The sequence below is a fragment of the Marinobacter sp. F4218 genome, from assembly GCF_019443085.1.
Taxonomy (GTDB): Bacteria; Pseudomonadota; Gammaproteobacteria; order Pseudomonadales; family Oleiphilaceae; genus Marinobacter; species Marinobacter albus.
Window position 1 is genome coordinate 2,179,964 of the sequence record NZ_JAHZIL010000003.1, and the last position, 24,909, is coordinate 2,204,872.

The following is a 24,909-nucleotide window of genomic DNA, read 5'->3' on the forward strand; positions in this document are numbered from 1 at the left end:
CGAAGAGCTGTTTTGAGCAACAACAACAAGAGTACGAGGAGACCAACAATGACCGTTAAAACCATGCAAACTGCGGAAGTGAAGGACCTGCTGGAGAAAGTTGCCGGCTTCAACACGGACGGTGGGAACGAACGGGTGAAGAAGATTGTTCACCGGGTTATGCACGATGTTTTTCAGATTATCGAAGACTTTGATGTCACTCCGGATGAATTCTGGCAAGCCGTGTACTACGTAAACGAACTGGGCCAGAACGGTGAGGCCGCCCTGTTGGCACCGGGCCTGGGTATGGACAAGTACCTGGACATCCGGCTTGACGCGGAAGATGAGCAGGCAGGCCTGGACGGCGGCACGCCGCGCACCATCGAAGGCCCGCTGTACGTGGCCGGTGCGCCCAAAAGCGACGGTTTCGCCCGCATGGACGATGGCTCCGATGAGAACGCCGAGACCATGGTCCTGACCGGTCAGGTGACTGACGAGAACGGTCAGCCTGTTACCAACGCCGTGGTTGACGTGTGGCACGCGGACACCAAGGGTGCCTACTCCTACTTCGATCAGTCCCAGAGCGAGTACAACCTGCGTCGCCGGATCGTCACCGATGAGAATGGCCGTTACACCGCCCGCTCCATCATCCCGTCCGGTTACGGCTGCCCGCCCGAGGGTTCCACCCAGGCGCTGCTGAACCTGTTGGGCCGTCATGGCAACCGTCCGGCGCACATCCACTTCTTTATCTCCAAGCCGGGCTTCAAGCACCTGACCACCCAGATCAACCTGGCTGGTGATGAGTACACCTACGATGACTTTGCCTTCGCGACCCGGGACGAGCTGGTGGTTGACGCCAACCGCATTGAGGACCCCGCCAGGGCCGAGGCATTCGGCCTGAACGCGCCGTTCACCGAGGTGGAGTTCAATATCCAGCTGGTGTCGACCGACAAGCCGGAGCTCCAGACCCGTCACGAGCGCAAGCGCGCACTGGAGGGTGAGGCGGCCTGAACGGCCTCTTCCACCGACACCCAAGGTTCATCGTTTTTGTGATCGGCCACCCCGAAAACGGGGTGGCCCGGGGAGACTCACGCCCGAAACCGGGCATCACAAGAACAAGAGGAGTGAGATGACATGAGCAACAAACTTGAACAACTCGCAGACAAGGTCCGCAATGCGGTGGTCGCGGACCCGGAAACCGGTCGCTACCAGTGCGATCGCGGTATCTTCACCGACCGCGAACTGTTTGACCTGGAAATGAAGTACATCTTCGAAGGCAACTGGGTCTACCTGGCCCACGAGAGTCAGATCCCGAACCCGGGCGACTACTTCACAGTGACCGTCGGGCGTCAGCCGGTGATCATCACCCGGACCAAGGCGGGCGATCTGAAAGCCATCCTGAACACCTGCTCCCACCGTGGCGCCACCCTTTGCCGCAAGAAGCGCGGCAACAAGACCTCGTTCACCTGTCCGTTCCACGGCTGGACCTTCAGCAACGATGGTCGACTGCTGAAAGCGAAGGACCAGAAGAAGGGCGGCTACCCGGAACAGTTCAACACCGACGGTTCCCACGATCTCAAAGAGATGCCCAAGTTCGGCAATTACCGTGGTTTCCTGTTCGGCAGCCTGAATGCCGATGTACTGCCCCTGGAGGAGCACCTGGGCGAGACCACCAAGATCATCGACAACATCGTCGACCAGTCCGAGGACGGTCTGGAGATTCTGCGCGGCAGCTCCACCTACACCTATGAGGGTAACTGGAAACTGACTGCCGAGAATGGCGCCGACGGCTATCACGTCAGCACCGTGCACTGGAACTACCTGTCCACCATGGGCCAGCGCAACTATGAAAAGGGCGGCACCGAGGCCGTGGACGCCAAGAGCTGGTCGGCCGAAGGCGGTTTCTACTCCTTTGAGAACGGCCACATGATGCTCTGGACGCGCCTGCTCAACCCTGAGGTTCGTCCGATCTTCAGCCAGCTGGAGCGACTGGAAAAAACCTACGGTGAGGCCCGTGCCGATTCCATCGTCCGTACCACCAAGAATCTGTGCCTGTATCCGAACGTGTACCTGATGGACCAGTTCTCCACACAGATCCGGGTCACCCGCCCGATCGACGTGAACAAGACCGAGGTCACCATCTACGCGTTCGGTCCGAAGAACGAGCCGGCTGAGCTGCGCACCAAGCGCATTCGACAGTACGAGGACTTCTTCAACGTGTCCGGCATGGGCACACCGGACGACCTGGAGGAATTCCGCGCCTGCCAGAGTGGCTACGAAGCCCGCGACGCGCGCTGGAACGACATGAGCCGGGGCGCCGCTCATTGGATCGACGGGCCGGACGACCATGCCAACCAGCTGGACATGAAGCCGACCATGAGTGGCTCCAAGCCCGAAGACGAAGGCCTGTACGTGAACCATCACAAGCACTGGCAGGACGAGATGATCCGTGCCATTGATGCCGAGCGTGCCCGTTTCATCCCCGTGACCGAAGAGGAGGCGTCCGCATGAGCCTTAGCTACCACGATATCGAGCAGTTCATCCTCCGTGAGGCCCGCTACCTGGACGATCGCGACTGGGACCGCTGGCTGGAGTGTTACCACGAGGACGTCACCTACTGGATGCCGGCCTGGGATGACAATGACGAGCTGACCGAGGATCCGCAAAGCGAGATCTCGCTCATCTATTACCCCAGCAAGGATGGTCTTGAGGATCGGGTCTACCGACTGAAGACGGAGCGCTCCGGCGCCAGTTCCCTGCCGGAACCGCGTACCAATCACTTCATCAGCGGCCTGGAAATTCTGTCCCAGGACGACAACGAAGTGCAGCTCCGGTTCAACTGGCTGACCAAGTCCTACCGGTACCAGAAAACCCAGGAATACTACGGAACGTCTTTCTACACCCTGGATGTGCGTGGCGGCGAGCCACTGATCCGGTTCAAGAAAATCGTTCTGACCAACGATTGCATCAATCAGGTGGTGGACGTTTACCACCTGTAATTGATGGGGAGAGCAGCATCATGAGTTACAACATCGCACTGAACTTTGAAGACGGCGTTACCCGGTTTGTCTCCTGCAACGAGGGCGAGACGGTTCTGGATGCCGCCTACCGTGCGCAGATCAATCTGCCCATGGACTGTTCCGATGGCGTCTGCGGCACCTGCAAGGGTGCCTGCCATCAGGGCAACTTCGACCTGGGGGACGAATACATCGACGAGGCGCTGTCCGACGAGGAACTCGAGCAGGGCATGATCCTGACCTGCCAGATGGTGCCCTCCAGCGATTGCGTGGTCGAAGTCCCGGTGGCGTCCACCCTGTGCAAGACCGGCAATGCCGAAGTCACCGGCACGGTGGCCGAGGTGAACCTGATTTCGCCCACGTCCATCGAGCTGAAAATTACCTCGGACGACGACATCGCGTTCCTGCCCGGGCAGTACGTGAATATCCAGGTGCCGGGTACGGATCAGACCCGCGCCTATTCCTTCAGCTCCAAACCCGGCAGCCGGGATCTGAGCTTCCTGATCCGGAACGTGCCGGGCGGGTTGATGAGCTCCTGGCTGGTGGGCAAGGCCCGCACCGGTGACAAGGTCACCCTGACCGGCCCGATGGGCAGTTTCTACCTGCGCCCCATCGAGCGACCGGTCCTGATGTTGGCAGGCGGTACCGGCCTGGCGCCGTTCCTGGCCAAGCTGGAACACATGAAGGCCAATGGTTGTGACCTGCCAGCGCACCTGGTGTATGGCGTGAGCAACGAGGATGACCTGGTGTGCCTGGATATCCTCGACCGCTTTGCCGGGGAGTTGGACAACTTCAGTTATGTCACCTGTGTCTCCAGCGACGACAGCGATCATCCGCGCAAGGGCTATGTCACCCATCACATGGACCAGGCCCCGCTGAACGACGGCGATGTGGACGTCTATCTGTGCGGGCCGCCACCGATGGTGGATTCGGTGCTTGGATTCTTCCGGGAGAAAGGCATCCAGCCGAACTCGTTCCACTACGAGAAGTTCACCCCGAGTGCGCCGGCCGCCGAGGAGAAGGTCGCATGAAAGCGCGATTCACGGACAAGGTGATGGTGATCACCGGCGCGGCCCAGGGCATTGGCAAGCGCGTTGCCGAGCTGGCCGCCGCCGAGGGCGCGCGGCTGCTGGTGGTGGACATTGCGGACTACGTCCAGGGTGTGGCGGCGGAGCTTCGTGATCAGGGCGCGGACACCGTGGCGGTCCAGGCCAACCTGGAAACCTGGGCCGGCGCCGAAACCGTCATGGCGGAGGCCCACAAGCATTTCGGCCGCATCGACATCCTGATCAATAACGTCGGCGGAACGATCTGGGCCCAGCCTTTCGAGCATTACACGCCGGAGCAGATCGAAAAGGAAATCCAGCGCTCGCTGTTCACCACCCTGTGGAGCTGTCGCGCCGTGCTGCCCTACATGCTGGAGCAGAAAGGCGGGGTAATCGTGAACGTGTCGTCGGTGGCAACCCGGGGGCTGATGCGAGTGCCCTACGGCGCAGCCAAGGGCGGCGTCAATGCCATGACCGTGAACATGGCGTATGAGTATGCCGGCCACAACATCCGGGTGAATGCTGCGGCACCGGGCGGTACCGAGGCGCCACCGCGTCTGACACCGCGCAATGCCAGCGAGCAGAGCGACCAGGAAAAGGCGTGGTACCAGACGCTGGTCGACCAGACCACGGAAAACAGCTTCATGCACCGTTACGGAACCCTGGACGAACAGGCCGAACCGATTCTGTTTCTGGCATCAGACGCCTCGTCCTACATGACCGGGACCGTCCTGCCGGTGGCAGGCGGGGACCTGGGCTAGAACCGCCCGGATCAACCCATTCCATTAACTCCGCACAAGAACAACAGCGGGAGTGAGAGATCATGAGAAACATCGACGTAAACGACGTTATCGATAACGCCGCCTTCAACCGATTCCACTGGAAGGTACTCTTCTGGTGCACCCTGATCATCATCTTTGATGGCTACGACCTGGTGATCTACGGTGTGGTGTTGCCGCTGCTGATGGAGCAGTGGGGCCTGAACCCCTATGTTGCCGGGCTTCTGGGCAGCAGCGCTCTGTTTGGCATGATGTTCGGGGCCATGGGCTTTGGCATGCTGTCGGACCGGCTGGGCCGAAAGAACGTGATCATTGCCTGTGTGGTGCTGTTCAGCGTTACCACGGTGATCAACGGGTTTGCCACCACGCCCTGGCAGTTCGGTATCCTGCGCTTCATTGCCGGCCTGGGTATCGGCGGTGTGATGCCCAACGTGGTCTCACTGATGAGTGAATACTCACCGGCGCGCAAGCGCAGCACGCTGGTGGCGCTGATGTTCAGTGGCTACGCCGTGGGCGGCATGATGTCGGCCGGCCTGGGTATCTGGATCGTGCCCAACTTCGGGTGGGAGATCATGTTCTACCTGGCCGTCGTGCCCATGCTGATGCTGCCATTCATGCTGAAATTCCTGCCGGAGTCCGTGGCCTTCCTGATGGCGAAAAAGCGGGACGATGAAGCACGGCGTATTCTCCAGCAGGTTGCACCCTTCAGGGACATCAACGAGCTGGACCGGCTGACTTTTCCAGCCACCACCGACAGCAAGGCGCCCGTACTGGAGCTGTTCCGGGGTGGCCGGGCCATGAGCACCCTGATGTTCTGGACCGCGTTCTTCTGCTGCCTGCTGATGGTCTATGCGCTGGGGTCCTGGCTGCCCAAGCTGATGTCCAACGCCGGCTATGCCCTGAGTTCAAGCCTGATGTTCCTGATGGTCCTGAACGTAGGCGCGATCATCGGTGCCGTGGGTGGGGGCTGGCTGGCCGACCGGTTTTCCCTGCGCTCGGTGCTGGTGAGTTTCTTTGTACTCGGGTCGGGCTCGCTGGTCCTGCTCGGCTATGAGAGCCCGATGTGGTTCCTGTACACGCTGATGGGCGTGGCGGGCGCGACCACCATTGGCTCCCAGATCCTGCTGTACGCCTATGTGGCCCAGTATTACCCGACCAGTATCCGTTCCACTGGCCTGGGTTGGGCGTCGGGTATCGGCCGCAACGGTGCGATTGTCGGGCCCATGCTTGGCGGAACCCTGCTGGCTCTGGCGCTGCCGCACCACATGAACTTCCTGGCGCTGGCCATTCCGGGCGTCATCGCAACCGTTGCCGTCGCGCTGGTGGGGCGCAAGGCTTCCCGGTTCAGAACCACAGAGCCGGTGCGGCGTTCGGCCGCGGTTGCGAGTAACTGATTGAGCGTTGTCGTTGTGTCTGGGTAGACAGTCAGTCGTACCCCTCTTTGGCCCGAGAGCGTATGCTTGCCGGGCCTTTTTTTAATTTTTGATTGGCCCTCAGTAAGGATTTTTCATGCCTGATGTTATGAAAGACCTGTCGTTATCTGCGGTGGTGGCCGGGTTCCTCGCGGTGCTGGTGTCCTATTCCGGCCCGCTGGCCATTTTCTTCCAGGCCGGAAGCAGCGCCGGTATCTCGCCGGAAATGATGACTTCCTGGGTCTGGGCGATTTCCATGGGCGCAGCCATCTCCGGCATCGTGCTGAGTCTCTGGCTCAAGGCGCCCATCGTGACCGCCTGGTCTGCCCCCGGCACGGCGTTGCTGGTCACCCTGTTTCCCGAACTTTCCCTGAACGAGGCGGTTGGCGCCTACATCACCGCCGCCATTATTATTTTCGTCATCGGTATAACCGGCACCTTCGACGCCTTTGTTAGGGCCATTCCCAAGGGCATCGCCGCGGGCATGATGGCGGGCATCCTGTTCCAGTTCGGAGTCGCGGCGTTTACCTCCATTGAGACCACCCCGGCCCTGGCTCTGGGGATGCTGGTGGCGTACGTGGTGTTCCGGCGCCTGCTACCCAAGTACACGCTGGTTTTGTTGCTGATCACCGGCGTGATCCTGGCGGTGGTGCTGGAAGGCGCCTCGCTCTCCGGTGTGCACTGGAAGATTGCGGTGCCGCAGTTCATCGCGCCGGAATGGAACCTTGGGTCGACCCTGAGCCTGGCCATCCCGCTGGTGCTGGTCAGCCTGACCGGACAGTTCCTGCCGGGCATGGCGATCCTTAACGGGGCCGGCTACCACGTCAAAGCCAAGCCGGTGATCAGTGTCGCCAGCCTGGTGTCGCTGCCCATGGCCCTGTTTGGCGGTATCACCACCGTCGTTGCCGCCATTACGGCGGCCATCTGCACCGGGGAGGATGCTCACAAGGACCCGGGCAAACGCTACATCGCCGGGGTCGCCAACGGCGTGTTCTACCTGGTGGGCGGGTTGTTTGCCGGCACCATCGTCAGCCTGTTCACCTCCCTGCCGGCCGCGTTTGTCGCCGTACTGGCGGGTTTGGCCCTGCTGGGTGCCATTGCAGGCAACCTGTTCTCGGCCCTGGAAGACGCCAGCCACCGGGAGGCCTCGCTGATTGCGTTTATCGTCACCGCCTCGGGCATGTCCCTCTTCGGGCTGTCCTCGGCGTTTTGGGGCGTGGTGATCGGCTATGGCTGCTATCTGGTGCTCAATGGCAGGGCTGGCGGAAAATCGTGAGCGGATCAGTTACTCTGGCTTCACATTTTCTGTGCCGGGTGAACCATGACCGAACAGCTTGATCCGCCATTCCGCTTCCGTTTCCGCGTGCGCTACGGTGAATGCGACGCCCAGGGCGTTGTCTTCAATGCCCGCTACGGCGACTTTGTCGATATTGCCGTCAACGAATACATCCGGACGTTGTTCGGCGATTACCAGCGGTTGCTGGATCAGGATCTGGACATTCAGGTGGTCAGCCTGACGGTCAACTGGAAGGCGCCGGCAAAATTCGATGACGTGCTGGAGGCCCGCATCCGGGCAGGGCGCATCGGCAACACCTCGTTCACCCTGCACCTGGAGTTCCATCGCTACGGCGATGGCCTGCTGATTGCGGATGCCGACATCACCTACGTGATGATCCAGCCCTCGCAGATGGCCAAGGTGTCGATTCCGGAGAAAATCAGGGGGTTGTTGGAGGCAGGAGCTCCCGGCGTGCTCATCAGTCACGCCGGGGAGCAGGTACAGGAGGGCTGATCAGCTCTCCTGCAGGGCCTGGATCACGGCCTTGGCGGTACCTTCCGAGGAGGGCGGGTTCTGACCGGTGATCAGTTTTCCGTCCACCACGATGTGGGGCGTGAAATCGTCACCGCAGGTATAGCTCCCGGTTTTCTCCTTGAGCATGTCCTCAACCAGAAAGGGCACTACATTGGTCAGGCCGACAGTCTCTTCCTCACTGTTACTGAAGCCCGTCACATTGCGGCCACCAACCAGGTTCTGACCCGGTTTGATTTCCACGTCCCGGAACACGGCGGGGGCGTGGCAGACGGCACCAATGACCTTGTCCTGCTCGTAGGCCGTCTTGATCAGTTCAACGGATTTCTTGTCGTTGGCCAGATCCCACAGCGGGCCATGGCCGCCCGGATAGAAAATGGCGTCGTAGTCGTTCATGTCGACGTCGCTCAGCTTCTTGGTGCTGGCAAGCGATTCCTTGGCATGGGCATCCTGCTGGAACCGGCGTGTGGTCTCGGTCAGGGCGTCGTCCGTTTCACTGTTCGGATCGATGGGCGGCTGGCCACCTTTCGGGGACGCAAGGGTGATGTCGGCGCCGGCATCTTTAAAGACGTAATAGGGGGCGGTGAATTCTTCCAGCCAGAAGCCGGTTTTGTGGCCTGTGTCGCCCATTTGATCATGGGAAGTCAGAACCATCAGAATTTTCATAGTAAGTCCGTCCTTTGTATTGACGAATGAATGGCAAATCTCAACTGCGCCTGTCACCCAAGGTTGTGCCGGGCTGAGTAATTTCAACCGTTCGGTACGCCGATCGCGGCGAGACAGATCTGTTGGCGGCTATACTGAGTATTGTCTGGTAACCTCAGACGGCACGTGCGAGATCTACATGGAAGGACAACAAGCATGCGAGCATTGACACTGATGGTGCTTGCGCTCATGGCCATGCCGGTATGGGCGCAGCAGGGCACGGAAACGATCGCGCCCTTGACCGTCACAGTCGGCGTGAATCATGCGCCACCCTATCGAATCATCCGCAATGGTGAGCGTACCGGTCTTTACGTAGATATCTTCGAGGAGATCGCCACCCGGCTCGGGTGGAATGTGCGCTATCGGGAAGCGCCGTTTCGTCGGGTGCTCCGCCTGGCGGAAGAGGGCCAGGTGGACATTGTGTTGGGTCCACTTCGAACGGAGGGCCGGGAGCGCTTCCTGGAGTTCGTGGCTCCGGCCTTCCCGCCCGAGCGCCGACTGTTTTTCTACCAGACCGATACCCACCGGATTGAGGGCTATTCCGATCTATACGGCCGGGTGATCGGTGTCCTGGACGGGTCGAGTTACTTTCCCCGTTTCGACGAGGACGACGAGCTGATGAAGGAGCGTGCGCCCCGTTACGAAAATCTGATGTTGATGATGGAACGGGGGCGGGTAGACGTGGTCATTGCTCCGGAGCTGGTGGGCAAGTACACCGTTGACAAACTCGGGGTGAGTACCTCCATCTCGCCCTTTTTTGTGCCGGGTGAGCGATCATTCATCGCCGTTTCGAAGAAATCGAACGTGCTGGAATATGCCGACGACATACGGGCGGCCTTTAAACTCATCAAAATGGAAGGTATCTACGAGGATCTTGTCCTGAAATACCTGGAAATCGAGAGCCAATGACGCCAGATCACAACGACCTCTGGTTCCTGCCGCTCGGTGGAACCGGCGAGATCGGCATGAACCTCAATCTGTATGGGCACGATGGCCAGTGGCTCATGGTGGATTGTGGCGTGACCTTCCCCAGGCCCGGGCGCGTGGCAGCCGATGGCACCATTCATCACAGCGGCGAGCCGCCGGTCCAGATGGCAGATCCGGCCTTTATCGCCGATCGCCGCGACCAGCTGGCGGGGCTGGTCATTACCCATGCCCATGAAGATCATGTGGGGGCCGTGCCTTACCTGTGGCCGCTGCTGCAGTGCCCCATTTACACCAGCCGGTTTACCGCCGAGATATTGCGCCGCAAATTGGCGGAATTCGATCTCCTGCATCGGGTCCCGATCATCGTGGTGGAGACCGGTGAGAGCCGGCAGATCGGGCCGTTCGACGTGCAGTGGCTGGCGCTTACCCACTCCATCCCTGACCCCAATGCGCTGATGATCCGAACGGAGATCGGCAATATCTTCCACAGTGGTGACTGGAAGCTGGATGACCAGCCCCTGGTGGGGCACGGCTATTCCCGCAAGACCTTCACCGACCTGGCGGACGAGGGCGTCGCAGCCATGGTGTGCGATTCCACCAACGCCACGGTGGCCGGGCATTCGGTGTCTGAGGCGGCCCTGCACGAAGGGCTCCTGCAGGCGGTGCAGTCCGCGCAGGGCCGGGTCGTGGTCACCTGTTTCGGCAGTAATATCGCACGATTGCATACCCTGGGTCTGATTGCCCGGGAGACCGGGCGCTATATGGGCCTGCTCGGACGGTCGCTGGTCAATATGAGCGCCGCAGCCAGGGCTGCCGGGGTCTGGGATGCTGCCGATCGGCTGATCGCCCCGTCCCACCTGGGTTACCTGCCCCGGGGTGAAGTGCTGGCGGTGGCTACCGGTAGTCAGGGCGAGCCGCGCACCGCCTTGCGCCGCCTGGCGGCAGGCACGCATCCGGACTTTGAGCTGGAGGCGGGAGATACCGTCATCTTCAGTGCACGCGCGATTCCCGGCAACGAGGAGGAGATTGAAACGCTGATCGGCCGGCTCAGGGAACTGGGGGTCACCGTCATCACCGCCGAAGATTCCCGGATACCCATCCATGCCTCTGGTCATCCCGCCCAGGAAGAGCTGCGGGCCATGTACCAGTGGGTGCGCCCGAACATCGCCATCCCGGTACACGGGGAAGCCGAACACATGGACACCCACGCCGGTATCGCCAGGGGTTGTGGTGTTCCCAGGACTCTGGTGGGTCGCAACGGTGATCTGTTTATGATCCGTCCGGTACCGGGCATGCGGCGGCAGATTGCCGAGACCGGTCGGCTGGGGTGGGACAAACAAGCGTTGGTCCGGGTCGAGTGAGCACCGACCAAATTCTGGTAGTCGTTCGCATCCTATCTGGTTAGACTGACTCCTCGTCAATCACACGCACCGTTTTTTGGAGGCCCTCGCACTATGGCAATCTGGACTCAGACCCCGAACCTTGAACACATGAGGGAGGCGAGTAGCAACACCGCGGTCGGCCATCTGGGCATCGAATATCTGGAGGTTGGTGAAGATTATGTCCGGGGCCGGATGCCGGTGGACGAGCGCACGGTTCAGCCGTTCGGTATCCTCCACGGCGGTGCCTCGGTGCTGCTGGCGGAAACCCTGGGCAGCATGGCCGCGAACTGCTGCCTGAAGGATCCGGAAACTGTGGCGGTGGGCCTGGATATCAACGCCAATCACCTGCGCCCGGTCAGCAAGGGCTGGGTATACGGAACCGCCAAAGCCATCCACATTGGCAGTGCCACGCAGGTCTGGGAGATCCGGCTGGAAAACGAAGACGGCAAGCCCACCTGTATCTCCCGCCTGACCATGGCTGTGACCAGGCTCCCGCAGCGCTAGCCAGGGCAGTTACGACCGGTCCGGATCCTCGGGAACGGGGGTTGAGAGAATCAGCCCCTCATCGACAAACTCTTTCAGCACAATGCCATGGGTACCGTCCGGTACCTCCCGCGCGATCTGGTAGGGGTGTCCTGCGCCATCCCGGGGGGCCTGCATCAGGTCCAGGTGTCTGAACGGCATCATCACGGATTTATCCGCCTCCCGCACCAGCAGCACCCTTGGCTTGAGTTTGTGCTTGCGGTGCGTCTCCACCACGATGGCCACCTCGCCGTTCAGCATTTCCACAATAGAACCGGGCGGGTACACGCCAATCATCTGGATGAACGCCTCGGCCAGTTCTTTGTCGAACTGGCTGTCGCGATGCTTGTGAATGATTTCCAGCGCCTGCATCGAGGCCCGGCCGGTATCGTAGATCCGGTTGCTGGTGATGGCATCGTAGGTGTCCACCAGCCCGACGAGCTTGGCAAAGTAGGGGATTTGCCGGGCTACCAGGCCCCGAGGGTAGCCCTGGCCATCGACGCGCTCGTGGTGGCTGTAGGCGACGTCCACGGCGGAATTCAGAGACTGGCTGGTGCCCATCAGGATGGTACGGCCGTGGGTGGTGTGCTTGCGCATTATCTGGAATTCGTCGGGTGTCAGCGCGCCCGGTTTGTTCAGGACCTCTTCGGGAATCTTCACCTTGCCCACGTCGTGGAGCAGTCCGCACAGCGCCAGGTTGCGGATCTCACCCTCCAGCAAGCCGAGATGTTTGCCGAACGCCGCAGACAGTATCGAAACGTTGATGGAGTGCTCTGCGGTATATTCATCCTGGTTCTTGATCTTGGTGAGCAGCAACAGGGCGTTTTCGTTGCGAAGCACGCTGTCGACACAGCCGTTGACCACGGCCCGGGCGTTGTTCAGGTCGAGCGTTCGTCCCAACCGCAAACCGGACATGATCGACTTGGCGGTTTTCTGGGCATCTTCAAACCGGATGGCCGCCGTTTTCATTTCGGTGCCCAGGTCCACCTTGTTGATATAGGTGACACGCCGGTGAGGCAGAGCCGTCCGGGCCGGCTCTGCCTTGGGGGGCGTCGTTTGCTTACCGCGTTTGAAGAAACCGAAAAAGCCCCCGGAAGGCTGGGTGCGATTGGTGTTTTCGGGGGCTGGAGCGGGTTCCGGCCGTTCGACGCGGCCTTCGATGTACACGAACTCGCACTGTGAGCGCAGTGCATCGATCTCGGACGTGTCGCGAATCACGAAGCCTTGCAGGAGAAAGTTGGTGTCCTCCCAGGGGCGGTCCAGACGGACGACATGCATGCCCACGGCCAGATCGGCGACATCGATACAGGTCTCTACGATTTCCTGGTGCGGTGTACCCATAACACGTTCCCGGTCATCCCTGAGGACATTCTGGTCCATTTTTAGGGCAATCGCTCCATAACGAACGACTCGGCCTGTAAAATCTGGTCAAATATCACACACCCATCAGGTTAGTCCGTCCGTCGTGGATACGCTAACCGAGTGTCTGAACGGGGAATGCACAAGGGCTTCCGCCATGACAGATCCCAACAGTGTTCGGCTCTGGTGGCTGGCGCTCGCTGCCGGCCTGATACCGCTGCTGACCATCCACCTGACATTTATGGTCTCGGTGCTGGAGGGGCACGTCTCGTTCTGTATCCCCTATTGGGATAGCTGCACCAGCATCAGCAAGACCGGGCGCCACGGCACGTCCTATTTCATTTTCAAGGGTGCGATGCTGCCTGCCGCCTTACTTGGCCTGCTGTTCTGGTGGTTCAATGGCCGTTGGCTCAGGCAGCTCGGCGTGCGGTCGGCAGCCATTGTCTGGGTACCCTGGCTCGGGCTGATAGCGAGCGCCGCCCTGGCGGCTTACACGGTGGCGCTCGGCCATGAGGGGGATGGCTTCAACCTCATGCGTCGAACCGGCGTTGTGCTTTACCTGTCCCTGACCTTTCTCTGCGAGCTGCTCATCAGTGCCGCGCTCCGGGAACACCCGGTGTGGCGGGGAGAGGGGAAATGGCTGCTGGCGCTTTGCCAGCTGACGCTCGCGATCGGTATTCTTTCTGTCATTCTCAATGGCGTTGCGCCCGGGTTTTACAGCCGGACGGATGACGCCTTTGAGTGGGTTTTTGCCCTGTTGATAAACGTGCATGCACTGATGCTGGCCCGGCTCTGGCGAAAGAGCCGGTTCCGGGTGCGGTTCTGGGTGGGCTGACGGTTACAGCGAAAGCAAGCCGCGCACCAGGGCTGCGGCGCCGGCCACGGCGGCAATGGCCAGTATCACCGGGCGAAGCCCGTCGAAGGGCATGCGGTTCACCAGGCGTCCGGACAGCCAGAAGCCGACCAGTACCCCGGGGAGGGTCAGGCCAAACAGTTTCAGCTCCCGGAGACCGAGGTAGCCGGAAAACAGCAGCGCGGCGAGGCTCAGGAAACTGGCCATCAGGAAAAAGGCCGACATGTTGGCCCGGACCAGAGGGCCCTTCTCGTTCTGGTAGATCAGCGCAATGGGCGGTCCGCCCACCGCGGTGATGGTGCCCATGTAGGTCGACGCGGCGCCCGCCATGACGCTGTTGCGTGCATTCAACGCCGGGCGCAGTCCGCCAATGCTCAGACCGACGCCGGCCAGGATCAGTACGCCGAAAATCAGCTCGAACCCCTTGGGCGACAAAACCAGCAGCGTCAACCCAGCCAATACGGTGCCGATCGCCCCGCCGACAATGGCAAAGCGAACCTGGCGCACCTGCAGGGCGCCCCGATTGCGGACCAGCATAAACACGGTCAGGACGGTGGCATTCAGGATCAGTGGCCCCGGCAAAAACAGCGGACTGACCAGGAACAACAGCGGCGCCGACAGGGTTCCGATGCCGTAGCCCGCCACGCCCTGAAGGCAGGCGCCGGCGAGGAGGGCGAGATTGGCAAGCAGGATCTGGAACAGGCTGATGTCGTTCAAGGCAAATCACCGGACCGGGGGAATCTGCCTTGATAACACAGCGGGTATCGGGTTGGAACTGATAGACTGTCACTCCTTAATCAGACCATAGTGGAACAACGGACCAGCGCGGATGACAGAACAACTCTCCCCCGACCAGACTCCGTGTCCCTGCGGCTCCGGCCAGGATTACGGGAACTGCTGCCAACGGCTCCATCTCGGCGAGCCGGCCGGCACTCCGGAAGCGCTGATGCGTTCCCGCTACTGCGCCTTTGTGCTGGGCCTGACGGATTACCTGTTGGCTACCTGGCACGCCAGCACCCGACCGGACAGCCTCAGCCTGGAATCGTCGCCGGACTGGGCGTCGCTTCGAATCCTCGGCAGTTCGCAGGACGGCGATGCGGGAACGGTGCACTTCCGGGCGATCTACCGCGCGGGCAGTGGCTGGGGTTACCTTGAGGAACAGTCGGACTTTGTCCGCGAACAGGGTCGCTGGTTCTATGTGGCGGGTGACACCAGCGAAGGGACGCTGAAACCCGGCCGCAATGAGCCCTGCCCGTGCGGCAGCGGGAAAAAGCACAAGACCTGTTGTTTGAAAACCGGTCAGGCGCGGTCATGAAACAACCCATAACCGGCTACCATCGGGACGAGGAGAACCACTGGGTTGCCCAGTTGGCGTGCGGTCATAACCAGCACGTGCGCCATGACCCGCCCTGGATTAACCGGCCCTGGGTGATCACGCCCGAGGGCCGGCAATCCAGGCTGGGCCATGAACTGGACTGCAACAAGTGCGATCAGGGCGCGCCGCCGGATCGTCAGCCATAAGCTATAATCCGGTCAAACCCTGATCGTTCTGATGGCAAAGGAGTCTGCCATGGTCGAGCGTCTCGTCATCTGTGCCGATGGCACATGGAATCGTCCCGAAGAAGACCTGCAGAAAGACGTTCCCACCAATGTTCTTCGAATGGCCCGGGCCATCAGTCCGCTGACCGCCAGAGGCTGGCCCCAGCACGTGTTTTACGACTGGGGCATCGGCTCCTACTACAATGCCGTGATTGGTGGCGCGACGGGCCAGGGCATTCACAAGAACATCATGGATGCCTACCGCTACATCGTTCAGAACTATGAGCCCGAAACCGAACTGTATTTCTTTGGCTTCAGTCGCGGCGCCTACACGGTGCGCTCGTTGTGCGGCCTGATCAATAACTGTGGCATCCTCAGGCGGCCCGATGCGCGGCTGATCCAGAAAGCCTTCGACCATTACAAAAAAGCGGGCAAGGAGTTCGCGCCGTCCGGAACGGAGTCGTTGAAATTCCGCGCTGAGCACAGCCATCCGTCCCGGGAAATTCGTTTTGTCGGGGTGTGGGACACCGTCGGAGCCCTTGGCGTGCCGTTTTCATTGCTGGGATTGTTTGATCGCAAAGACGAGTTTTACGACACCAAACTCGGCAGTAATGTCCGGGTGGCTCGACACGCACTGGCCATTGATGAACGCCGGGAGGATTTCGAACCCACCCTGTGGCACCCGAGGCCGGGGCTCGATCTGAAACAGGTATGGTTCGCAGGGTCTCATAGCGACATCGGTGGCGGGTATCCGGCGGATGAGGCAGGACTGTTCGCCTCGGACATTGCGCTGGACTGGATGGTGCAGGAAGCGAGAACGGCGGGCCTTGAGATCGAGCCACATCTGCCGGCTGCGGCCAGGCCCGATCCTCGGGCGAAACTGCACAATTCCCGGCGGCACATTTTCCGATTCTCAACACCCCTGATCAGGCCCCTGAAAGTGGCCGATGCTGAAACCTCGATTCACCCATCGGTGACGGATCGTTGGCGCCTCGACCCGGACTATCGCCCACCAAATCTGGAGCAGATCGGGTTTCAGGGCTGATGTCTGTGGTCGTTGGCGCCCAGGGCGCAGGTGTATTTGCGCTCGTAACGGCGGTCCGCCCAGTTCTCGTAAATCCGCGAGGCAATCGGGAAGACCATGGGCCAGAGCAAGGGTTTGAACAGGAAGCCCAGAGCTGTATGGGACCAGGCGCGCGCAGTCGCTTCCAGACCGGTTACCCACTCCCCGCTCCAGGCCAGCAAGTGCAGACGGCGCAGCAGCTCCTCGTGGCCTGGCACCTGCGAATTATTGCCATGCTGCTCGTGGATGTCAGCGAAGATCAAATTGCCGTTCTGGAGCTTGCGCAGGGTCCGGATCTCGCGGGCACACAGCGGGCAGTGACTGTCGTAGAAAAGGGTGTCATATCGGGGTGCCATCAAGTCCTCCAAGGGCCAGTATCTGGTTCCGAACGTCTGCTTTCTGCTGTTCCAGCCTGACTTCGAGGGTCCGCAAGGCCGCCGGGAGAATGTCGGGGGCATTGCTCCGGAACTGCTCCAGCAACTGAATCTGAACGTGCAGGTCCTGAAAGCGGCCATAGTGTTTCTGGCGTTCTTTCAAAACCTTCAGGGGCTTCTTCCAGCCTGCCCTGTCGAGCTCCATCAGATAGCGTGTTCGCTTCAACAGCTTACGCAGTCGGTGGAAATCCTCGTCCGGCGAGGAGCAAGTCAGCACCGCAGAACGCCTGTTGATCTCATCAATACGTCGCCCGGCGGTTTTTCGGATGTCTTTATGGCTCAATGACGTGGCAAGTTTTTCCAGTTTTCCGGATTCGATCCGGTTCTGCCAGTCGGTCAGACTCTTGCGGTAGCGCTTGCCCGTCAGTTTTTTCACCAGCCGCTGTTGCTCGTTGTCCGCCTCTTTCTCGAAATAGGTGTGCAGGGCGGTACGCAGCTCGTCATTGGCAGCGCTCAGCGTCGGCAGCTGTTGCAGGAACACGTGCAGGTCCCGGAGTCGGCTGGTGGCGTTGGCATACCGTTTGAGCTCCTTGACGGGCTTCGCCAGAAGGTTGTTGCCGGTAACCTCCTGGACCGACTCGGCAATGGCGCGGCTGCGACGGATGGCAATGCGGTACTGGTGCAGGAACTCGTCATCCAGCCCGATGATCACCCCCGGTGCCAGTTGATGCATGAGCTCCAGCTGGTGTTGAAGTGCGACTGGAATGTCCCGGCCTGGCCGGGTGCCGTCGGTCGCTGCCCGCTTTTTCAGTTTGCGGGCAAAATGGCTGTAGCTGAACTGGCTCGGCGTCAGGAGTGTCTCCAGTTTGCCCTTGCCCTTCGCTAATTGACGCCAATGGCGGACGGGTGCGCGAATGTGTACGAAACTGGCAGTGGGAAGCTGTGTCGGCGGGTGTTTGACCAGCCACTGGGCAAGCTCCAGGAGTGCCGGGTTGTGTCCGATCACTGCGACCGGGCCATCATCTTCCCGATCCATCAACCATCTGGCCAGGCGTCGGAAGTCGAAGGTGTAGAGCTCAGGGCAGACATGCACCCGTTCCGGGGAAACGGTGGCGGGCAGTATGCCCTCCAGCGTCGCCTGCGCCCGGGTTGCCGGACTGGCGTACATCTGGCCCTCGAAACCGCCATGCCGAGCAAGGGCCCGCCCCAGTGGTGCCAGCTGGCTCTGCCCCCGGGCACTCAGGGGGCGTGCCCGGTCAGGCAGGCTGTCGTCGGCCCAACTGGATTTGGCGTGTCGGATCAGGTAGAGGTCCTTCATGCTGCAACCGTGGTGTTAAGACATTGGTCGAGAACGCGCTCAAGATCGGGGCAGAACCGCCGATATGTCAATTATCTGAAAATGCGTGAACAGTACCAGTCTAGTGCCAGTGCGGGCGACCTTCATTGTCTCGTGCGCAACATAGCCTTAACAAACTGGAACAGTGCTCAACGCATCTCTGTGGATAATTCACAACTCTGACCAGTTCCCAAGGATCGTTGTAATGAACCTCCTGAACAACTTGCGCATACGCACCCGTTTGTTGCTGGCCGTATTGGTGCCGGTCCTCATCACCGCGGCCACCATCGCCTGGATCACGGTCAGCCAGATTCAGGCCAGTGGTGAGGCTGAGCTCAAGCGTCTTGAGGCCAGTCTGCTGGAGTCCCGGAAAGCCGGACTCAAGAATCTGATCGATGCGGCCCGGGCGGTCGTTCTGGAGGCAAAGAACGACCCTGAGCTCTCCGAAGAGGAGGCGAAGGCCGAAGCGGCATCGCGCCTCCGGACCATCCGGTTCGACAAGTCCAATTACGTCTTCGCCTACACCCGGGACGTCTACAACCTGGCCTATGCCCCCGATCCCTCCAAGGAAGGACCGTCAAGCAACCCAACCCTCGGGAAGCTGGTGGGTGCCCTGTTCGATGCCGCCGAGACCGATGGCTACTACGAATACGAGTGGATGAACCCGGCATCGGGCAATGAAGAGCCGAAGGTCTCCTACTCGACGATTATTCCGGGTTGGGACTGGATGATTGGTGCCGGTGTGTACGTGACCAACATCGATCGTGAAGTCGCCGCTGCGCAGGCTGAAATTCAGGACAACATTGCCTCAACCCTCGGATTCATTCTGGTGGTGACGGTGATCGTTGTGGTTGTTTCACTGTTGGTTGGCCTTTTGGTTGGTCGCACCGTGACCAGGCCGCTCAAAGGCGTGAGCGACATGATGCAGGAAATCGCGGACGGTGAGGGCGATCTTCGCCACCGTCTGCCGGAGGACGGCACCGACGAGCTGGCCGAGTTGGGGCGGCGCTTCAATGCCTTTGTGATCAAGATCCAGGACACCATCCGGGAAGTGGGCGCCACCACGGATCAGGTCGCCTCGGCCGCCGAGGAACTGAGTCGGGTAGCCAATGAAACCCGAGCGTCGGTTCAGGAACAGGGTTCAGAGACCGACCAGATCGCCTCGGCCATCAATGAAATGGCGGCAACCATCCAGCAGATTTCCGGCAATGCCAACGAGGTCGAGAGTGCGGCCTCAGATGCCGATCGCATGGCTCGGGATGGCGGGGAAACCATTACCAATGCCCAGGCCGCGGTCAACAAACTGTCCGAGGAAATCCAGGACAGCGCCCGGACCATCGACGCCCTGGCCGAGAAGTCTGACGACATCCAGCAGGTTCTCGATGTGATTCACGCCGTGACCGAACAGACCAACCTGCTGGCGCTGAACGCGGCTATTGAGGCGGCCCGGGCCGGTGAGCATGGCCGTGGCTTCTCGGTGGTTGCCGATGAGGTCCGTCAGCTGGCGAAGCGCAGTGCCGAGTCCGCAGACCAGATTCGTGAAATGATTGACGGGTTTGTCTCCGAGTCCCGTTCCGCGGTTGAGCGCATGAACCGGTCCCGTGATCGGTCATCGGAGACGGTTGAGCGCATCAATCACGCCACGGGGGCGTTGGGCACGATCGAGAAATCGGTTGGCCAGATCCACGACCAGGTGACCCAGATTGCCACTGCTGCCGAGCAGCAGAGTCAGGTGGCAGAAGAAATCAACCAGAATGTCGTGCGCATCGTTGATGCCGCCCAGCGCAGCGACACCGGTGTCACCCAGACCAACGAAGCAAGCCAGGAACTGGCGCGGCTGGGTGAAACCTTGCGAGGCCTGGTCAGTCAGTTCAAGGTCTGATTCCGGTGGTCTGGCTTTGTCGAAGCAGCTCCCGGAGCCGGCGGGAGCGCCGTGCCCGGGCGAAGATGGTGGTCAGCAGGTAATCCGGGTCGAAGGGCTTGTTGATGTAATCGTCACCGCCAAGAGCTGCACTCATGACTTTCTGGTCCGGGTGGGCGTCGGAGGTCAGAAAAAGAATGGGGATCGGGTCAAAGAACCTGTCCTGACGGAGGATTGCTGCCAGCTCGATGCCGGAAACTTCCGGCATCAGCACATCGAGAATCACGACGTCCGGTTCAAATGCTTTTGCAGCCTCCAGCGCTTTCTTCGGATCGACAACGGTACGGACCTCGAGTCCGGCCCGCTCCAACACCAGTTGATTCACCGCCAGCACGGCCTCATCGTCATCGACCATCAACACCCTGAAGGCCGGAGCACGCTCGATGTCGGCGTAATCCCGGGCCACGTCGACCAGTTCGTTCTGGCGAACCGGTTGGGTCAGGTAGCGGGACGCCCCGGCCCTCAGGGCATCCAGCCGGGTGTCCATGTCATCCCGGGCCGACAGAAACACCACGGGGGGCAGGTTTCCGAGTTTCTGCTTGAGGAACCGGATAATTCGTGGGCCCGCACAGGCGTCGTCGCCGAAGCTGATGTTCATGATGATCAGGTCGGGCGGTGGCAGAATCTCGAAGGTGTCGCCATAAACGGTTGCGGACATGAATACCCGGGCATCAAAGCCCGCTTCTTCCAGCCAATGCAGAATCTCACCAGCAACCAAGTCGTCCTCTTCGACAATGTGGATGGAACGTGAGCCCGACAATGCAACGGAGCCCAGTTCCGGCTCGCTTGTGATCTCCACGTCGCGCATGGCTCTGACCAGGGCCAGGATCGCTTCCTGTTTTGACACCGGATCCTCGGCTGAAGCGTCAAACCAGGCATCCACCATGCCCAGCATCTGTTTGGCGGCACGGGAGGTAGGCAGAAGCCCCAAAGAACCCGCCGCGCCGGCTATTTTGTGGGCTTCCTGATAGATTGTGTTCAGGGAGGAGCGCAATTTGCCACCATCTTCCCGGTAATCGCCGTCGACCGGAATGGCCATGACCAGATACTCCATCCGGTCCAGTCGTCCCGGCAGTTTCTCCAGGTAGCTATCCCGAAGCTGCTCCAGCCTTGACCGGTGGCTGTCAAACTCGTCGGTGTTTTCCATCGCCGATTTCCTGCATCCCTCAGTGACGTTCGGCCTTAGCGTTACCAAAGCCCGTGGAACCTATAATCACTTTGGCCCCTCCGGTGGATGAGAACAAGTCTTGGCGCTAATGATGTTCCCGGGCTAATATTGGATGGCTTCAAAAAAATGCATTACATAATAATAGGATAAAGGGTGCCAACAATGATGACTCACCTGTTCAGAATGGCCGCATTCGCGCTGCTGTTCTCAGTCAGTTCACTCAGCCTCGCTGAGGATACGTTTACACTGCGCCTGGCGCAGACCTGGGGGCCTAACTCTCCGATTCTGGGGGAAACCGTTGAACATATGGCGGAGATGGCCGACACCATGTCCGGCGGCCGTCTGCAGATCCAGATTGATGCTTCCAACAAGCACAAGGCACCGTTCGGTATCTTTGACCTGGTTCGGAATGGCCAGTACGACATGGGCCATACCGCGTCCTACTACTACAAGGGCACCATCCCGAATGCCATGTTCTTTACCACGGTGCCCTTCGGGATGATTGCGCCGGAACAATACGCCTGGTTTTACTATGGTGACGGCATGGAGCTGATGCAGAAGGTGTATGAGCCGTATGGCCTGCTGTCCTTCCCGGGGGGTAACACCGGCAACCAGATGGGTGGCTGGTTCCGGGAGGAGATTAATTCCCTCGATGACCTCAAGGGCATCAAGATGCGGACCCCGGGTTTTGCCGGTGAGGTGATGTCCGAGCTGGGCGTGGCCGTGACCAACATTCCGCCGGGCGAGCTCTACAGCGCTCTGGAACGGGGCACCATTGATGCGGTTGAATGGGTAGGTCCGGCGCTCGATTTCAATATGGGCTTCCACCAGATTGCCAAGTACTACTATTCCGGCTGGCAGGAGCCGGGCGCCGAAGTCCAGTTCCTGGTCAATCAGAAAACCTGGAACAGTCTGCCCGGAGATCTGCAGGAAATTCTGCGCGTTGCCATGCGCACAGCCGCCTATGACATGTACATCCAGAGCACACACGAAAGTGGCGTGGCCTGGGACCGGATGAAGGAAGATTATCCGGATGTCACCCACAAGACCTTCCCGCCGGAAGTGATCGAGGCCCTGCGCGATGCGACCGATAAACTGTTGAAGGAAGCCGCGGAAAAGGACGAACTGGCGAAGGAGATCATCAGCTCCCAGCGCGAGTACCTGCGTCAGGTTCGCCAGTGGACCAATATTTCGGACAAGGCCTACCTGGACAGCGTTGCCGGCGAGTAAGACTGCCCAATGCGCCGGCTGATAAGGCCGGCCCGAGGGCGTCGGGGTTTCAACTGATCCCGGCGCCCTTTTTGGTTGGGTGGGGCGAGCCGGGGACGCAAGGTGCCGATTTTCGGTTGATCAAATTTTGTCATCTGCAGTGGCCCATCGGCCCGGTTTGTGGTCTATTGACCTATAATTGGCTCCAGCCTTTATACATTGCAGGCCTGCTCATCTGATGCATGTGCTCCGCCCAATCCTGATCGTCGCACTGTTGCTGGCGTTTTTCCTGCCGGGCGCGACCCATGCTGCGTCCCAGCCGGTCACCGATGGCTGGGAATACCGCTGGGGCGATTCCACTTTCAATGATGACGGCGTACCCCACTGGACGCTTGAGACGGACACCGGGCAGTGGCAAGGCATTGGATTCCCTTCCAATCCGCCGGCCCGCAACGGCCGGGAGAACGTCTGGTACCGGGTAACCCTGCCTGCTGGCGAATGGCAGGAGCCAGTCCTATATATTTTCAGTGTCGACATCATTGTTCAGGCCTTCCTCGGCGGTGAGCTGATCTATCAGTACGGTACCTTCGATTCCCGGGGGCAGGGATCCTTTGAGGGCTGGCCGTGGCATGCGATTCCCCTTCCCGACGGGTATCAGAACGAGCCGATCTATTTCAGGGTGTTCTCGGATTACACCGACATCGGGTTGTGGGGCGAAGTGTCGATCATGGATCGTGCCGACCTGGTGTTGTTCATCCTGGAAAATTCCCTGAAATCTCTGATCGTTGCCGGGTTTTCCGCGCTGATTGCCCTGCTTGCGTTAGTCTTCTCTGTGCTGCAAACCGAACGAAAGACCTTTGTCAGCATCGCGGTGTTTGCGTTGTCCGCCGCGGTGATGCTGGTGGCGGAGAGTCAGGCAAGCCTGCTGATCACCTACCGGCCGTTACTGTGGGATTATCTGGCGGCCGGTTCCTATTACATGCTGCCGGTAGCGCTGGCGTTGATGCTGGAGCAATGGCTGGCCGACCATCGTCCCTGGTTGATAAACCTGATCTGGAAACTCCATCTGGGCTATGTGGTGGGGGCGATCGGTCTAGCCCTCGCCGGCGTCGTTGACCTGTCGTCAACCTTCCCGGTGTTTGACGCCCTGTTCCTGGTGTCCATCGCCGCCATTGGCGCTACGGTGGTGCGCCGGTTCCGCCATATGTTGCGGGAACAGCAGGTGCTTGTACTGACCTATGGGATCTTCTGCGGCCTCCTGATAGCCGACATGGCTGTGGCGCACGGTGTCCTGCCCTGGCAGCGGGTACCCGTAAGCTGGGGCCTCCTGGCCTTTTCACTGGCGGTGGTTGTGATCTCTCTCTGGCATTACGCCAGGACCCATAATGCCCTGAAGCGGTTGGCGATCTCTTTGGAGCAGAAGGTGGCGGAACGCACTGCAAGGGCGGAATCCCTGGCCCGTCGTGAACAGGCACGAGTGCGCATGCTCACGTTCGAGAATGAGAAGAACCGGATTCTGGGTGACATGATTGCCGAACTGCAGGATTGCATCACCCTCGGGCAGGCCTTTTCCTTGCTGGGCAGGGTTGCACCGGACCTCTGCAGCCCTCTGGCAGGTGTACTTTACCGCCGTTCCACGGCCCGCCTCTACGATCCGGTTGCAAGCTGGGGGGACAGCAGCGAGCAGAGTTCCATGCCGCGGAGCCTTGATGCCAGCAAAGGTCTGCCTCGGCCCTCGAACATGCCGGTACGGTCCGGGCAGGCGATCCCGGCGTCGTCAAACGGTTCGTCTGCCGGGCCACTGTGCTTCTGGATAAATGTAGAGTCTGCCAGCGAAGGGGTGGTGACAGAGGGTGTCCTGCTGCTGCAGTACCATGGCCGGTGCGGGACCGAGGAGGCTGACTATGGCCTGGAGCGATTATTTTCCGGACTGGACCAGGCCATCCAGCGGATTGGCATCACCCTCTCCAGCATTGCCCTGCGGGAGGAACTGCAGAAGTTCTCCTACGAGGATGCGCTCACCGGACTGAAGAACCGGCGCTACTTCGATCAGCTGTTTGAGCATGAATGTGCAGTCGCCCAGCGCGGTCATCTCCCGCTGTCCCTGCTGGTGATCGATATCGATCATTTCAAGCACTTCAACGATACCCATGGGCATGAGGCCGGCGACCGGGCCCTGCAGTCAGTCGCCCTGACACTCCAGCGCCAGTTCCGGGAGAGCGATATTGTCTGCCGTTATGGCGGGGAGGAATTCGTGGTCATCATGCCGGGGGCATTGACGGAGGATGCAACCGAGCGCGCCCAATCCCTGTGCGATTCGGTTGGTGACGCCTCTGTCGTATTTCAGGGCAAAGACCTGGGGCCTATCACGGTCTCGGTGGGCGTGGCCTGCTGGCCAGAGACCGGAGAAGCGCCCGAACAGCTCCTGAGTCTTGCTGATCAGGCCCTTTACCGGGCCAAGGAAGAGGGACGTAACCGGGTCAGTATCTCGAAAAGCAAGGCGGCCTGAAG

General features: G+C 60.3%; 24 protein-coding genes. 18 read left to right on the top strand and 6 right to left on the bottom strand.

From position 1 onward, the window contains the following. Positions 1-48 precede the first annotated feature (48 nt). The 8 genes from catA (at position 49) to K0B93_RS13990 (ending at position 8,022) form a co-directional block, all read left to right on the top strand. On the top strand, positions 49-990 hold the full coding sequence (catA, locus tag K0B93_RS13955) for a catechol 1,2-dioxygenase (protein ID WP_219867776.1): 942 nt from the start codon (positions 49-51) through the stop codon (positions 988-990). Between the two features lie 123 nt (positions 991-1,113). Beyond that, positions 1,114-2,490 carry a Rieske 2Fe-2S domain-containing protein gene (locus K0B93_RS13960; RefSeq protein ID WP_218636430.1) on the top strand — a complete coding sequence of 459 codons (1,377 nt, stop codon included), beginning with the start codon at positions 1,114-1,116 and terminating at the stop codon, positions 2,488-2,490. Beyond that, positions 2,487-2,978, top strand: a complete 492-nt coding sequence (gene benB / locus K0B93_RS13965; RefSeq protein WP_218636431.1) for a benzoate 1,2-dioxygenase small subunit — start codon at positions 2,487-2,489, stop codon at positions 2,976-2,978. The genes K0B93_RS13960 and benB overlap by 4 nt, the downstream gene beginning before the upstream one ends. Before the next feature lie 20 nt (positions 2,979-2,998). Next, positions 2,999-4,027, top strand: a complete 1,029-nt coding sequence (gene benC / locus K0B93_RS13970; protein WP_218636432.1) for a benzoate 1,2-dioxygenase electron transfer component BenC — start codon at positions 2,999-3,001, stop codon at positions 4,025-4,027. Continuing rightward, positions 4,024-4,803 carry a benzoate diol dehydrogenase BenD gene (benD, locus tag K0B93_RS13975; RefSeq protein ID WP_218636433.1) on the top strand — a complete coding sequence of 260 codons (780 nt, stop codon included), beginning with the start codon at positions 4,024-4,026 and terminating at the stop codon, positions 4,801-4,803. Before benC ends, benD begins: the two co-directional genes overlap by 4 nt. A gap of 62 nt (positions 4,804-4,865) precedes the next feature. Next, entirely contained in the window at positions 4,866-6,215 is a 1,350-nt protein-coding gene (locus K0B93_RS13980; protein WP_218636434.1) for an MFS transporter, read from the top strand. A gap of 115 nt (positions 6,216-6,330) precedes the next feature. After that, positions 6,331-7,509 (top strand): benzoate/H(+) symporter BenE family transporter, encoded by a 1,179-nt coding sequence (locus tag K0B93_RS13985; protein WP_219867777.1) that lies wholly within the window; start codon positions 6,331-6,333, stop codon positions 7,507-7,509. 45 nt (positions 7,510-7,554) lie between these two features. Beyond that, positions 7,555-8,022, top strand: coding sequence for an acyl-CoA thioesterase (locus tag K0B93_RS13990; protein WP_219867778.1), 468 nt, complete (start codon positions 7,555-7,557; stop codon positions 8,020-8,022). Here K0B93_RS13990 and K0B93_RS13995 read toward each other — a convergent pair whose 3' ends face one another. Further along, complete coding sequence (locus K0B93_RS13995) at positions 8,023-8,706, bottom strand: type 1 glutamine amidotransferase domain-containing protein (RefSeq protein WP_219867779.1); 684 nt, start codon at positions 8,704-8,706, stop codon at positions 8,023-8,025. A 195-nt stretch (positions 8,707-8,901) separates the two neighbouring features. Between K0B93_RS13995 and K0B93_RS14000 the strand changes: the two genes are divergently transcribed. The 3 genes from K0B93_RS14000 (at position 8,902) to K0B93_RS14010 (ending at position 11,558) form a co-directional block, all read left to right on the top strand. Continuing rightward, a complete protein-coding gene (locus K0B93_RS14000) occupies positions 8,902-9,654 on the top strand; it encodes a substrate-binding periplasmic protein (protein WP_219867780.1) in 753 nt (250 codons plus the stop codon). Then, positions 9,651-11,033, top strand: coding sequence for a ribonuclease J (locus K0B93_RS14005; protein WP_219867781.1), 1,383 nt, complete (start codon positions 9,651-9,653; stop codon positions 11,031-11,033). The genes K0B93_RS14000 and K0B93_RS14005 overlap by 4 nt, the downstream gene beginning before the upstream one ends. A gap of 93 nt (positions 11,034-11,126) precedes the next feature. Beyond that, complete coding sequence (locus tag K0B93_RS14010) at positions 11,127-11,558, top strand: hotdog fold thioesterase (RefSeq protein ID WP_219867782.1); 432 nt, start codon at positions 11,127-11,129, stop codon at positions 11,556-11,558. A 9-nt stretch (positions 11,559-11,567) separates the two neighbouring features. On the opposite strand, the gene K0B93_RS14015 is transcribed toward K0B93_RS14010, so the two are convergent. Next, positions 11,568-12,956 carry an HD-GYP domain-containing protein gene (locus K0B93_RS14015; RefSeq protein WP_228743377.1) on the bottom strand — a complete coding sequence of 463 codons (1,389 nt, stop codon included), beginning with the start codon at positions 12,954-12,956 and terminating at the stop codon, positions 11,568-11,570. Between the two features lie 136 nt (positions 12,957-13,092). On the opposite strand from K0B93_RS14015, the gene K0B93_RS14020 reads away from it, so the two are divergent. After that, entirely contained in the window at positions 13,093-13,770 is a 678-nt protein-coding gene (locus tag K0B93_RS14020) for a hypothetical protein (protein WP_219867783.1), read from the top strand. A gap of 3 nt (positions 13,771-13,773) precedes the next feature. Here the strand turns inward: K0B93_RS14020 and K0B93_RS14025 are convergent, their stop codons facing one another. Continuing rightward, a complete protein-coding gene (locus K0B93_RS14025) occupies positions 13,774-14,505 on the bottom strand; it encodes a sulfite exporter TauE/SafE family protein (protein ID WP_219867784.1) in 732 nt (243 codons plus the stop codon). Between the two features lie 112 nt (positions 14,506-14,617). Here K0B93_RS14025 and K0B93_RS14030 point away from each other — a divergent pair, with 112 nt between their 5' ends. The 3 genes from K0B93_RS14030 to K0B93_RS14040 are packed head-to-tail and all read left to right on the top strand — an operon-like array spanning position 14,618 to position 16,372. Beyond that, positions 14,618-15,103, top strand: a complete 486-nt coding sequence (locus K0B93_RS14030) for a YchJ family protein (protein ID WP_219867785.1) — start codon at positions 14,618-14,620, stop codon at positions 15,101-15,103. Then, the gene (locus tag K0B93_RS14035; protein ID WP_219867786.1) at positions 15,100-15,309 is read left to right on the top strand and encodes a DUF3565 domain-containing protein; all 210 of its coding nucleotides are present in this window, start codon (positions 15,100-15,102) and stop codon (positions 15,307-15,309) included. The genes K0B93_RS14030 and K0B93_RS14035 overlap by 4 nt, the downstream gene beginning before the upstream one ends. A gap of 49 nt (positions 15,310-15,358) precedes the next feature. Then, positions 15,359-16,372: a DUF2235 domain-containing protein gene (locus tag K0B93_RS14040; RefSeq protein ID WP_219867787.1), complete on the top strand. Its 1,014-nt coding sequence runs from the start codon at positions 15,359-15,361 to the stop codon at positions 16,370-16,372. Here the strand turns inward: K0B93_RS14040 and K0B93_RS14045 are convergent. Together K0B93_RS14045 and K0B93_RS14050 are read right to left on the bottom strand one after the other, a co-directional pair. Further along, on the bottom strand, positions 16,363-16,746 hold the full coding sequence (locus tag K0B93_RS14045; protein ID WP_219867788.1) for a thiol-disulfide oxidoreductase DCC family protein: 384 nt from the start codon (positions 16,744-16,746) through the stop codon (positions 16,363-16,365). The genes K0B93_RS14040 and K0B93_RS14045 overlap by 10 nt on opposite strands. Continuing rightward, a complete protein-coding gene (locus K0B93_RS14050) occupies positions 16,730-18,082 on the bottom strand; it encodes a CHAD domain-containing protein (protein ID WP_219867789.1) in 1,353 nt (450 codons plus the stop codon). Before K0B93_RS14050 ends, K0B93_RS14045 begins: the two co-directional genes overlap by 17 nt. A 223-nt stretch (positions 18,083-18,305) precedes the next feature. Between K0B93_RS14050 and K0B93_RS14055 the strand changes: the two genes are divergently transcribed. Next, positions 18,306-19,982 (top strand): methyl-accepting chemotaxis protein, encoded by a 1,677-nt coding sequence (locus tag K0B93_RS14055; protein WP_219867790.1) that lies wholly within the window; start codon positions 18,306-18,308, stop codon positions 19,980-19,982. Here K0B93_RS14055 and K0B93_RS14060 read toward each other — a convergent pair. Then, complete coding sequence (locus K0B93_RS14060) at positions 19,972-21,168, bottom strand: response regulator (RefSeq protein WP_219867791.1); 1,197 nt, start codon at positions 21,166-21,168, stop codon at positions 19,972-19,974. The two genes, K0B93_RS14055 and K0B93_RS14060, sit on opposite strands and share 11 nt — an antisense overlap. Before the next feature lie 186 nt (positions 21,169-21,354). Between K0B93_RS14060 and K0B93_RS14065 the strand changes: the two genes are divergently transcribed. Beyond that, the gene (locus tag K0B93_RS14065) at positions 21,355-22,419 is read left to right on the top strand and encodes a TRAP transporter substrate-binding protein (protein WP_219868138.1); all 1,065 of its coding nucleotides are present in this window, start codon (positions 21,355-21,357) and stop codon (positions 22,417-22,419) included. A 217-nt stretch (positions 22,420-22,636) separates the two neighbouring features. After that, positions 22,637-24,907: a diguanylate cyclase gene (locus K0B93_RS14070; RefSeq protein ID WP_219867792.1), complete on the top strand. Its 2,271-nt coding sequence runs from the start codon at positions 22,637-22,639 to the stop codon at positions 24,905-24,907. The last annotated feature ends 2 nt before the right edge of the window (positions 24,908-24,909 follow it).

Coding starts and splice junctions, on each gene's coding strand:
- K0B93_RS14070 (WP_219867792.1), top strand. CDS start 22,637: ATGCATGTGCTCCGCCCAATCCTGATCGTCGCACTGTTGCTGGCGTTT.
- K0B93_RS14010 (WP_219867782.1), top strand. CDS start 11,127: ATGGCAATCTGGACTCAGACCCCGAACCTTGAACACATGAGGGAGGCG.
- K0B93_RS13990 (WP_219867778.1), top strand. CDS start 7,555: ATGACCGAACAGCTTGATCCGCCATTCCGCTTCCGTTTCCGCGTGCGC.
- K0B93_RS14015 (WP_228743377.1), bottom strand. CDS start 12,956: ATGGACCAGAATGTCCTCAGGGATGACCGGGAACGTGTTATGGGTACA.
- K0B93_RS14020 (WP_219867783.1), top strand. CDS start 13,093: ATGACAGATCCCAACAGTGTTCGGCTCTGGTGGCTGGCGCTCGCTGCC.
- K0B93_RS14060 (WP_219867791.1), bottom strand. CDS start 21,168: ATGGAAAACACCGACGAGTTTGACAGCCACCGGTCAAGGCTGGAGCAG.
- catA (WP_219867776.1), top strand. CDS start 49: ATGACCGTTAAAACCATGCAAACTGCGGAAGTGAAGGACCTGCTGGAG.
- K0B93_RS14005 (WP_219867781.1), top strand. CDS start 9,651: ATGACGCCAGATCACAACGACCTCTGGTTCCTGCCGCTCGGTGGAACC.
- K0B93_RS14055 (WP_219867790.1), top strand. CDS start 18,306: ATGAACCTCCTGAACAACTTGCGCATACGCACCCGTTTGTTGCTGGCC.
- K0B93_RS13985 (WP_219867777.1), top strand. CDS start 6,331: ATGCCTGATGTTATGAAAGACCTGTCGTTATCTGCGGTGGTGGCCGGG.
- benD (WP_218636433.1), top strand. CDS start 4,024: ATGAAAGCGCGATTCACGGACAAGGTGATGGTGATCACCGGCGCGGCC.
- K0B93_RS13995 (WP_219867779.1), bottom strand. CDS start 8,706: ATGAAAATTCTGATGGTTCTGACTTCCCATGATCAAATGGGCGACACA.
- benB (WP_218636431.1), top strand. CDS start 2,487: ATGAGCCTTAGCTACCACGATATCGAGCAGTTCATCCTCCGTGAGGCC.
- K0B93_RS14035 (WP_219867786.1), top strand. CDS start 15,100: ATGAAACAACCCATAACCGGCTACCATCGGGACGAGGAGAACCACTGG.
- K0B93_RS14050 (WP_219867789.1), bottom strand. CDS start 18,082: ATGAAGGACCTCTACCTGATCCGACACGCCAAATCCAGTTGGGCCGAC.
- K0B93_RS14030 (WP_219867785.1), top strand. CDS start 14,618: ATGACAGAACAACTCTCCCCCGACCAGACTCCGTGTCCCTGCGGCTCC.
- benC (WP_218636432.1), top strand. CDS start 2,999: ATGAGTTACAACATCGCACTGAACTTTGAAGACGGCGTTACCCGGTTT.
- K0B93_RS13960 (WP_218636430.1), top strand. CDS start 1,114: ATGAGCAACAAACTTGAACAACTCGCAGACAAGGTCCGCAATGCGGTG.
- K0B93_RS14040 (WP_219867787.1), top strand. CDS start 15,359: ATGGTCGAGCGTCTCGTCATCTGTGCCGATGGCACATGGAATCGTCCC.
- K0B93_RS14045 (WP_219867788.1), bottom strand. CDS start 16,746: ATGGCACCCCGATATGACACCCTTTTCTACGACAGTCACTGCCCGCTG.
- K0B93_RS14000 (WP_219867780.1), top strand. CDS start 8,902: ATGCGAGCATTGACACTGATGGTGCTTGCGCTCATGGCCATGCCGGTA.
- K0B93_RS14065 (WP_219868138.1), top strand. CDS start 21,355: ATGACTCACCTGTTCAGAATGGCCGCATTCGCGCTGCTGTTCTCAGTC.
- K0B93_RS13980 (WP_218636434.1), top strand. CDS start 4,866: ATGAGAAACATCGACGTAAACGACGTTATCGATAACGCCGCCTTCAAC.